Raw genomic sequence first — 10,015 nt, 5'->3', positions numbered from 1 at the left:
CCCCAGTCGGGAAGTGCCCCTCCACCCGGTCTGGGTCCTCCCGCCAGGCCAGCGTCAACCCGTCCGCGCCCGGCTGCTTGCCGCGTTTCTTCTTCCCCGCCCCGCCACCGCCCGCCGGCGGCTCGGGCGGCTTCCGACCCGGGATCGCGCCGTCGCTGGACGGCGATAACGACGAGTTCCGCGAGTTCCGCGACGCCTTCCGCTCCAGGTCAGCGACCTTCGCCGTCAGCTCCGCGATCTGCCGGGCCTGCTCGGCGACCGTCGCCCGCAACTCCGCGATCAGCTCCGCCTGGGCGCGCACCACCGCGAGGAGGCCCTCAGGGGGCATCTCCTCGACCGGCGCCATGCCCCTACCTCACCACACGCACCAGACCTGGCACGCCACGCGACCACCAACATCAGCGCCTGGCTCCGAAGCCAGCGACCCAAAGCAACATCAACAAAGCACCTGAATGTTTACCTTCCGGCAGCTCTCGTCAGCTCTCGCCGTCAGCGCGCGACGTAACCGCCGTCCACCGGCATCGCCACGCCGGTCATGAACGACGACTCGTCGCTGGCCAGGAAGAGCGCCGCGGCGGCCAGCTCGGCCGGCCGGCCAAAACGCGCCATCGGGTTCGGCACCTTGATGTCCTCGGGCGGCTCGGAGGCCTGGGCGGCGGCCATGCCGGTCCAGGTCATGCCCGGGCAGACCGCGTTGACCCGGATACCGGACTTCGCGTAGTCGAGGGCCGCCGACCTGGTGAGCAGCACGACGCCGCCCTTGGCCGCCGAGTACCCGCCCTTGCCCTTCCAGCCGACCATCCCGGCGTTCGACGCCGTGTTGACGATCGACCCGCCGCCCGTCTTCAGCATCACGGGGACGGCGTACTTGATGCCGAGGAAGACGCCCTTGATGTTCACCGCGAGGAGGCGGTCGAGTATCTCCTCGTCGAGCTCGTGAATCGGCGCGGACGGGCCGGAGACGCCGGCGTTGTTGAACAGCACGTCGAGCCGGCCGAACTCGCGCTCCGCCGTCTCCACCATGTTCCGCACGTCGGCGGCGACGGCCACGTCCACCTGGACCGCCACCGCGCTCGCGCCGATCTCGGCGGCCGTGTCCTTCTCCGAGCCGTTCAGGTCCGCGCACACGACCTTGGCGCCCTCGGCCGCGAACAGCAGCGCCGACGCCTTCCCGATCCCGGACCCGGCCCCCGTGACGATCGCGACCTTGCCATTCAGCCGTCCCACGGCAACCTCCAGCGGACGTCGATGTCGTCACCGGCCGACGCGCCGGCCACCTCGCCGCGGGGACGAGGCGCGCGGCGCCCCGTCCCCGGATGGCTCTAGGTGTTGCGGCCGCCGTTGACGCCGATGATCTGACCGGTGATGTAGCTGGCCTCGTCGCGGCACAGGAACGAGGTGGCTACCGCGATGTCCTCCGGCTTGCCTGCGCGGCGCACCGGGGTCTTCCCGGCGTGCTCCTCGACGCCGCCGCCCAACATGCCGCGCCGCTCGGACTCGCGCAGCATCGGGGTGTCGACGAAGCCGGGCGGGATCGTGTTGACGGTGATCCCCTCGGGGCCGAACTCCAGCGCGAGCGCCTTGGTCATGCCGATCAGGCCGGCCTTCGAGGCGACGTAGTGCGTCATGTACTGCTGGCCGCCCTGGGCGCTCGACGACGAGATGTTCACGATCCGGCCCCAGTGCGCCGCGATCATGTCGGGCAGCACCGCCTGGGTGACGTAGAAGGGCCCGGAGAGATTGACCGCGATGGTCTTGTCCCAGGACGCGTCGCTGATCTTCAGGAACTCGCGGAAGCCGGTGACGCCCGCGTTGTTCACGAGCGCCAGGACCGGGCCCATCGAGGCCCGGATGCTCTCGACGGCCGCGTTCACCTGCTCGCGGCTGGACACGTCGACCCCGCCGAAGGCGACGGCCTCGTTCCCCGCCTCGCCGATCTCCTCGGCGACCTTCTTCGCCGCGTCGGCGTTGAGGTCCAGGACGGCGACCGCGAAGCCGTCCGCGGCGAGCCGATGGGAGATGGCCCGCCCGATACCCGACCCACCGCCGGTGACAAGCGCCGTCCGCTGCTCGGTCACTATGCCGAACCTCCTCTTTGATCTAGGAAATGGCTTCGTCGCCGGCGATCGAGGTGCGGTGCATCAGCCGGCTCGAGGTCTCGCCGTAAGGCAGCGCCCGGTGCAACATCCCCGTGTTGTCCCAGATGACGAGGTCGCCTCGCCGCCACTTGTGGCGTACCACAAACTGTGGCTGCGCCGCCCAGGTGAGCAGCCGCTCGAGCAGCGACTCGCCCTCCTCGTCCGGCTGGCCGACGACCTCGCCGGCGGTCGCGCCGAGCAGCAGCGAGCGCCGGCCGCTGCGCCGGTGCCAGACGAGCGGGTGCTCCCGGGACGGGATCCGGTCCCAGGACGCCCGTTCCCGCTCCGAGGGATCCGGGTAGACGCGCAGCTGCGACGCCGCGAAGCTGTGCACCACCCGCACACCGGCGAGCCGCGCCTTCTCCTCGTCGGGGAGAGCGTCGTAGGCGGCGTAGACGTTGGCGAACTCGGTGTCGCCGTCGTCGTCGCCCGCGATCTCCCGCGCGGTCAGCAGCGTGTACTTGTCCGGCACGGTGTCGGTCGCGCCGTCGAAGTGCCACCAGAACGTCGCCTCGCGGTACGCCGCCATCGTGCTCTTCGACGCGTCGCGGGTGATCGCCTGAACCTCCGGGTGGCCCTCGACGGCGCCGCGCGCCGGCGGCACGACCTCACCGAGGAGCCGGCTCAGGGCCACCAGCTCGTCGTCGGTGACGTTCGCCTCACGAAAGATCACGACACCGCTCTCCTCCAGGCCGGCGAGGGTGTCGGCGGCGACCGCCGGGTCCAGCAGCTGGCCGCCGGAGAGCCCGGAGATCTCGATCCCGGTGGTCGGCGTGACCTTCGTCTTGGTGATGCTCATGGCGCCTCGTCCCGGGTTCGCTCAGATCGCGGGTTCGACGGCGGCGTTGAAGAACGCGGCGCCGGAGTCCGGGATGCGGGGCTGCTTGAAGATGTTCACCGGGTAGGACACCATGATCATCGAGTAGAGCAGGTGCATCAGCCGGGTCTCCGGCTCGGGCAGGTCCTTCACGTCGAACGTGTCGAGGTAGGCGATCGCCTCCTCGGCGTGCGGCGCGATCGCGTCGTAGAACTCGCCGAGCTCGTCGATGGTCTTCGACAGCCGCTTCTCGTACCGCTCGGTCCGGGTGGCCAGTGCCCAGTCCTCCGCCCAGGGCTCGAGGACGCTGAACTTCTCGGGCAGGGTGCCGGTGGTCGTCGTCATCGCGTCTGCTCCTTACTTCTCGGTACCGGCCTGGCCAGCGGCGACGGCGTTACGGACRACATGGTGGAACTGGCGGATCATCAGCTCCATGTCGGACAGGTGGAAGGTCTGCAGCGCACGGTTGGCCAGCGCCGAGTAGCTCGCTTCCACCGTGTTGGTGTCCTGCATGGCGAACTCGATGGTGCTGTCGACGACCAGCTCCTGGGCGAGCCGCTCGGAGACGCTCTTCGGCTCCGGGAAGTAGATGTCGACCTCGTAGTTGTGGCCGCCCACCGAGTCCGGGATGTACTGGTAGGTGATGTAGTAGCCCCGGCCCCACAGCTGGATCGACAGGTTCGGGAACAGCCAGTACTGGTCGTTGCTCCAGTACCGGACCTCGCCTGGGTTCCGGTCAGGGGTGAGGAACCCGAGGTCGTCGCGCACGTCGTCCGGGCCGAACAGGCCGGCGCGGAAAAGCCTGTAGACCCAGTTCATGTCCCGGACGGCCGGGCCGACCGACGCACCGTTGCGCGGCTTCAGCGGCGGCGGGCCGGGCACCGAGGTCAGCATGTGCGGGGCGAACAGGTCGTAGTGGTAGGAGTCCATCGGCGGGACGAGCTTCTCCGCCTGCGACACGTCGGTGTCGAGGAACCGGCCGTGGACGTACGCCGGGTGGTACCACTCGAGCAGCGCGTCGATGCCGATCTTCCAGTTGCCCTTGACGTAGGTCCGGAAGCCCCAGTGGTTGGTGAACTTCTCGTACGGCCAGGACTCCAGCTCGGCGACGAGCTTCTCGCCGAGGAACTCGCGCAGCGGCGGAGCCTCCTGGCTGAAGTTCACGAAGATGAACCCGGCGAAGACCTCGCACCGCAGCTGCGGCATGCCCAGCCCGTCCTCGGGCAGCGAGTCGAAGAACTGGTCCCGCTTGGTGACGTAGCTGCACTTGCCGTCGAGGCCGTAGCGCCAGCCGTGGTACTTGCACTGGAACTGCCGGGCGGTGCCCTTGGACTCGTTGCCCGGGTGCTCCTGCCAGACCACCTTGTTCCCGCGGTGCGCGCAGATGTTGTGCAGCGCGTATACCTCGCCGTCGGTGTGCCGGCTGATCACGATCGACCCGAGGCCCTTGAGCTCGCGGGTGAAGAACGTGCCGTTGCGGGGCAGCTGCTCGACCCGGCCGACCTTCAGCCACGTCCGCTTGAAGAYGGCCTCACGCTCGGCCTCGAAGAACWCCTCGGAGATCGAGTCCTCGTAGTCGACCGGGCCGGTGCCAAGCTCCGGATAATCCAGCGTGTACTTGTCACGGCCGGTCGCCAGTTTGTCGATGCTGGACAATTCTCCACCCCCTCCGTGGGATGATCTCGGGCCGGACGATGCCCGGCGCCGATCAGCGGTGCTGCGGTGATCAGGATGTGGATGTGACGGGGACGGCGCCCGCACGGCGCCGCCACGACGAGGCAGGAAAGATCAGACGACGCCGTCCGCGCGCAGCTGGGCGATCTGGTCGGCCGAGCGGCCGAGGATCTGGCCGAGCACCGCGTCGGTGTGCTCGCCGAGCTCCGGGCCGAGCCAGCGGATCTCGCCCGGGGTCTCGGACAGCGCCGGGATCACGTTCGGCACCGCGAGCGGACCGATCCGGGAGTCCTCCACCGTGATCGTCCCGCGGTGCTGGTACTGCTCGTCCTCGAAGATGTCGGCGATCGAGTAGAGCTTGCCGGCCGGCACCTCGGCCGCGCGGCAGCGGGCCACGACCTCGTCGCACGACAGCGCGCCGACCCAGTCGGCCACCAGCTTGTTGATCACGTCGCGGGCGGCGAGCCGGTTCTGCTTCGGCCCGAAGAGGTCGGGGGCGGACAGCTCTGGCCGCTCCATCGCCCGTGCCAGCCGGGCGAACATGTCGTCGTGTGAGCAGGCGATCGCCACGTAGTGGCCGTCAGCGGTCCGGTAGTGGCTGTGCGGCACGACGTTCACCGTGTCGGCGCCCATCCGCTCCCGGACGAAGCCGTTCTTCTGGTAGGCCGGCGCCAGTTCGTCAAGCGCCCGGAAGATCGTCTCGAACAGCGCGATGTCGACGACCTGGCCGCGCCCGGTGCTCTCCCTGGCCCGCAGCGCCATCAGCACGCCGATGACGCCGTACATGCCGGACATGTAGTCGGCCAGCGAGGTGGAGCCAGGCGTCACCGGAATGCCGTCCGGCTCGCCGGCGAGGAAGGCCAGACCCGAGAACGCGTGCGCGATCCGCGCGAACCCCGGCAGATCCCGCAGCGGGCCGGACTGCCCGTAGGCGGACACGCGCAGCAGGATCGCGGCGGGGTTGATCTCCTGGATCGCCGGGAAGTCCAGACCCAGCTTCTCCATGACACCTGGCCGGAAGTTCTCGATGACGACGTCCGCCCAGGCGATCAGCTCGCGGAGCAGCTCCCGGCCGCGCGGGTCGGTGAAATTGATCGTCACCGACCGCTTGTTTCGCGCCTCCGAGAGCCAGACGAGCGTGTCGCCGCACTCCGTGTCGCTGCCGAACCGGCGCAGATGGTCGCCGACGCCGGGGCGCTCGACCTTGACGACCTCGGCGCCGAACTCGCCGAGCACCGTCGCACAGAACGGGCCGGCCAGGAAGGTGCCGAGATCGAGGACCTTGACTCCGTCGAGCGCATGCATGCCGTGGACCTTCTGACGAGACGGGCGGGCGAGATCGAAGATCGGGTTGCCGGCCAGATCAGGGCGGGGCGTAGGGRCTCCCTCCGCTGTTCCGGCACCACCTGGGCCGGTCGCGGAGGAGGACCACGGCGTTGCGGCGGGCACGCCACGCGGGCGGGGCTCCCGTCATCACGCCCTCCAGAAGAACGGTCGTCTCACATACGAGAATGATCAGCTCGCCTTGATGAGAACGATCAGCGTGCGCTGGCGAGAACGACGCTACCACAAATCGCAGGTCGTCCTATAGTCATGCGAGCATCGTATAATCGGGGCATGCCAATGGTCCGTCCGTTCCGCTTCGCCGTCCAGGGCACCAAGGCAGCGTCCGGCACCGTGTGGCGCGAGCTGGCCCGGAAGGCGGAGGACCTCGGGTACTCCACGCTCTTCGTGGCCGACCACTATCTGGGCCCCGGCCCCGTGGCGCGGGCGGCGAGCATGCCGCCGCAGCACCTGGCCCCGCTCGCCGCGATGACCGCCGCCGCCATGGTGACCACTTCCCTGCGGGTCGGTTGCCGGGTGTTCTGCGTCGACTACCACGTGCCGGCCGTACTCGTGAAGGAGGCGGCGACGATCGACCTGCTCTCCGACGGCCGGCTCGAGTTCGGCATCGGCGCGGGCTGGAACGGGGCCGAGTACGAGGCCATGGGCCTCGCCTTCGGCCCGGCCCCGCGGCGCATCGACAAGCTCGTCGAGGTCGTCGCCCTGGCCAAGGCCCACTGGTCCGGCGAGCCGATCGAGATCAAGGGCGACCACGTCAACGTCTCCGGCTACCGCGGCCTCCCCGTGCCCGTGCAGCAGCCGCGACCGCCGATCATGATCGGTGGCGGCAAGAAGCGGGTGCTCTCGTTCGCCGCCCGCGAGGCCGACATCGTCAGCATCTCCAACGTGCACTTCAGCCCCCGCAACGACGACGGGCTGACGCCGGACGAGGAGCTCGCCCGGCGGGTCGGCTTCATCCGGTCAGCCGCGCCCGAGCGCGTGGGTGAGCTCGACATCGAGGGGTCGCCGTATTTCTCTGAGATCACCACGGACAAGGCGGCGGTGTTCGAGAAGCTGGCCGGGTGGATGAAGACCACGCCGGACGTGACCGCCGCGCACCCGAACGTGCTCGTCGGCACCCCCGACGAGATGGCCGACCAGCTGCTCGCGCGCCGCGAGGCCTTCGGCATCAACTACGTGACCATCCAGTCCAACCAGCTCGAGAGCTTCGCGCCGATCGCCGCGCGGCTCGCCGGCAAGTAGCCTTCAGCGCCGGCCGGCAGGCAGCCGTCCCGGTCCCGCAAGAGCCACAGGAGGACCCGTGCGCGAACCGCGCGCCCGCCGCTCGGAGCTGGCGACGCCGGCCAGCAGCGAGAAGATGTGCATGAAGGCCGGCTCGTCCGGGGCCGACCTGGTCTTCCTCGACCTGGAGGACGCCTGCGCGCCGGCCGCGAAGGAGTCCGCCCGGGGCATCGCCGTCAAGGCCCTCACCGGCCAGGACTGGGGCCACACCGTCCGCGCCGTCCGCGTCAACGGACTGGACACCGAGTGGTGCCACGACGACGTCGTCGAGATCGTGACCGGCGCCCGCGAGGCCGTCGACGTCCTGATCGTGCCCAAGGCGCGCTCGGCCCGGGACGTCTGGTGGTTCGACGTCCTGCTCACCCAGCTGGAGACCAAGCTCGGCCTGCGCAAGCGGATCGGCCTCGAGGTGCTCATCGAGGAGGCCGAGGGCCTCTCGAACGCGGCCGAGATCGCCAGGGCCAGCCCGCGGCTGGAGGCCATCATCTTCGGCGCCGGTGACCTGTCCGCGTCGCTGCACGCCCGGGTGAACGGCAACTTCGACCCGCTCGGCGACTACCCCGGCGACTTCTGGCACTTCGCCCGCGTGCAGGTGCTCGCCGCGGCCCGCGGCGCCGGCATCGACGCGATCGACGCGCCCTACCCCGCCTACAAGGACCCCGACGGCTACCGCCGCGCCGCGACGCACGCGAGCCTGCTCGGCTACGACGGCAAGTGGGCGATCCACCCGTCCCAGGTGCCCATCGCCAACGAGGTCTTCGCCCCCACCGCGGCGCAGATCGCCGAGGCCCGCGACTCGATCGAGGTCTACCGCGCCTCCGAGCGCGACGGGGTCGGCGCGATCGGGCGCGACGGCCGGCTCGTCGACGCCGCCCACATGCGCCTGGCCGCCAACGTGCTGCACCGGGCATCGCTCGCCGGCCTGGTCGACGAGGTCTAGCCCACCGGAACCAACCACCACCGCCACCTCGTGCCCGCCAGCCCGGGGCCGCCAGGCAACCCGACCCAAACGCAACCGCCACTTCAAGCCAACCCGACACCCAGCGCAAGAAGGCACTAGAAGGCGCCCCACAGCGCGACCGGCAGCGGGAAGCGAAGGGCAACCGGAGGAAGCACGATGCAGGTTCAGGATCGTCTGTTCATCGGCGGCGAGTGGGTCGCACCGAGCGGCCCTGACACGTTCGACGTCGTCTCCCCCGCCACCGAGGAGGTCATCGCCAGGGTCGCCGAGCCGACCCCGGCCGACGTCGACAAGGCGGTGGCCGCGGCGCGGACGGCGTTCGACGAGGGCCCCTGGCCCCGGCTCGACCCGGCGGAGCGGGTCGCCGCGGTCCGCCGGCTCGCCGCGCTCTACAAGCCGGGCCGCGCCGAGCTGGCCAGCATCATCACCGCCGAGATGGGCGCGCCGATCAGCTTCGCCAAGCTCGGGCACGTCACCATCCCGATGTTCATGATGAACGCCTTCGCGGGCATCGCCGAGAACCTCGCCTGGGAGGAGAAGCGGCCCGGTTTCTACGGCCAGGACATCCTGGTGCGCAAGGAGCCGGTCGGCGTCGTCGGCGCGATCGTCCCGTGGAACATGCCGATGCACCTGACGATCGGCAAGCTGATCCCCGCGCTGCTCGCCGGCTGCTCGGTCGTGCTGAAGCCGTCGCCGGAGACGCCGCTGGACGCGTACTGGCTCGCGGGCCTGCTGGAGCGGGCCGAGATCCCGCCGGGCGTCGTCAGCATCCTGGCGGCCGGCCGCGAGGTCGGCGAGTACCTGGTCTCCCATCCGGGGGTCGACAAGGTCTCGTTCACCGGCTCCACCGCCGCCGGCCGCAAGGTCGCCGCCGCCTGCGGGGCGAACCTCAAGCGGGTCAGCCTGGAGCTGGGCGGCAAGTCCGCCGCCGTCGTGCTCGACGACGCCGACCCGGCCGCGATGGCCAAGGGCGTCGAGGTCGCCGGCCTGATGAACAGCGGCCAGGCCTGCGTCGCCCAGACCCGGGTTCTGGTTCCCCGGTCCCGCTACGCCGAGTACGTCGACGCGCTGGCCGCCATGGTCGAGTCGCTGCCCACCGGCGACCCGACCGACCCCGCCACCGAGATCGGCCCGCTGGTCGCCCAGCGCCAGCAGGAGCGGGTCCGCGGCTACATCGAGGTCGGACAGAAGGAAGGCGCCCGGCTCGTCGCCGGCGGCGCCGACCTGCCCGCCGGCGTCGACCGCGGCTGGTACGTCCGCCCGACCCTGTTCGCCGACGTCGACAGCTCCATGCGCATCGCGCAGGAGGAGATCTTCGGCCCGGTCCTGTCTGTCATTCCCTACGCCGACGAGGCCGAGGCTCTCAGGATCGCCGACGCGACCGAGTACGGCCTGTCCGGCTCGGTGTGGACCGCCGACGTCGAGCGTGGCCTGGACGTCGCCCGGCGGGTGCGCAGCGGCACCTTCGGCGTCAACGAGGCCTACAGCATGGACCCGGCGGCGCCGTTCGGCGGCGTGAAGGCCTCCGGCATCGGCCGCGAGCTGGGCAGGGAGGGCATCGAGGGCTTCCTCGACTCCAAGTCGATCTCGATTGCCGCTACCCGATAGCCAGCCGGGCGCCAGACCGCGGCCGGACGGTTTCATACCGTCCGGCCGCGGTCGTTCCCGTCGTGGACGCGCCTGAAGGGACGGGCGTCGTACGGTAGGTTGGGATCGCAGCTTCCGTTAGCGGAGAATGCTGCTCTCAGCAATTTTCAACGCCGTTGCCCCCTCCGGCGGCGGAGAAACAGGTCCCGCGCC

10 protein-coding genes are annotated in these 10,015 nt (G+C 70.3%); 3 read left to right on the top strand and 7 right to left on the bottom strand.

Annotated features, from left to right (window positions below):
• The 7 genes from BL253_RS12585 to BL253_RS12555 all read right to left on the bottom strand — a co-directional run.
• Nucleotides 1-346 (bottom strand): DUF6444 domain-containing protein (locus tag BL253_RS12585; protein ID WP_338013708.1); only part of this gene is annotated, 346 nt, incomplete at its 3' end.
• 143 nt (nucleotides 347-489) lie between these two features.
• Nucleotides 490-1,227: an SDR family NAD(P)-dependent oxidoreductase gene (locus tag BL253_RS12580; protein ID WP_076816552.1), complete on the bottom strand. Its 738-nt coding sequence runs from the start codon at nucleotides 1,225-1,227 to the stop codon at nucleotides 490-492.
• Between the two features lie 95 nt (nucleotides 1,228-1,322).
• Complete coding sequence (locus BL253_RS12575; protein WP_076816551.1) at nucleotides 1,323-2,078, bottom strand: SDR family NAD(P)-dependent oxidoreductase; 756 nt, start codon at nucleotides 2,076-2,078, stop codon at nucleotides 1,323-1,325.
• A 22-nt stretch (nucleotides 2,079-2,100) separates the two neighbouring features.
• Nucleotides 2,101-2,937: a TauD/TfdA dioxygenase family protein gene (locus BL253_RS12570; protein ID WP_076816549.1), complete on the bottom strand. Its 837-nt coding sequence runs from the start codon at nucleotides 2,935-2,937 to the stop codon at nucleotides 2,101-2,103.
• Between the two features lie 21 nt (nucleotides 2,938-2,958).
• Nucleotides 2,959-3,300, bottom strand: coding sequence for a hypothetical protein (locus BL253_RS12565; protein ID WP_076816547.1), 342 nt, complete (start codon nucleotides 3,298-3,300; stop codon nucleotides 2,959-2,961).
• Nucleotides 3,301-3,312: 12 nt separating this feature from the next.
• Nucleotides 3,313-4,611, bottom strand: a complete 1,299-nt coding sequence (locus tag BL253_RS12560) for an aromatic ring-hydroxylating oxygenase subunit alpha (protein WP_076816546.1) — start codon at nucleotides 4,609-4,611, stop codon at nucleotides 3,313-3,315.
• A gap of 132 nt (nucleotides 4,612-4,743) precedes the next feature.
• Nucleotides 4,744-5,934 (bottom strand): CaiB/BaiF CoA transferase family protein, encoded by a 1,191-nt coding sequence (locus tag BL253_RS12555; protein WP_076816544.1) that lies wholly within the window; start codon nucleotides 5,932-5,934, stop codon nucleotides 4,744-4,746.
• Between the two features lie 318 nt (nucleotides 5,935-6,252).
• Between BL253_RS12555 and BL253_RS12550 the strand changes: the two genes are divergently transcribed.
• The 3 genes from BL253_RS12550 to BL253_RS12540 all read left to right on the top strand — a co-directional run bounded on the left by BL253_RS12550 (nucleotide 6,253) and on the right by BL253_RS12540 (nucleotide 9,823).
• Nucleotides 6,253-7,215: a TIGR03621 family F420-dependent LLM class oxidoreductase gene (locus BL253_RS12550; RefSeq protein ID WP_081438258.1), complete on the top strand. Its 963-nt coding sequence runs from the start codon at nucleotides 6,253-6,255 to the stop codon at nucleotides 7,213-7,215.
• Nucleotides 7,216-7,273: 58 nt separating this feature from the next.
• Nucleotides 7,274-8,194: an HpcH/HpaI aldolase/citrate lyase family protein gene (locus BL253_RS12545; RefSeq protein ID WP_076816541.1), complete on the top strand. Its 921-nt coding sequence runs from the start codon at nucleotides 7,274-7,276 to the stop codon at nucleotides 8,192-8,194.
• A 177-nt stretch (nucleotides 8,195-8,371) separates the two neighbouring features.
• Nucleotides 8,372-9,823: an aldehyde dehydrogenase gene (locus BL253_RS12540; protein ID WP_076816539.1), complete on the top strand. Its 1,452-nt coding sequence runs from the start codon at nucleotides 8,372-8,374 to the stop codon at nucleotides 9,821-9,823.
• Nucleotides 9,824-10,015: the final 192 nt, after the last annotated feature.

The organism is Pseudofrankia asymbiotica (genome assembly GCF_001983105.1).
Classification (GTDB): Bacteria; Actinomycetota; Actinomycetes; order Frankiales; family Frankiaceae; genus Pseudofrankia; species Pseudofrankia asymbiotica.
The sequence above is the reverse complement of the archived record's forward strand: the minus strand, read 5'-3'. Positions and strand labels throughout refer to the sequence as shown.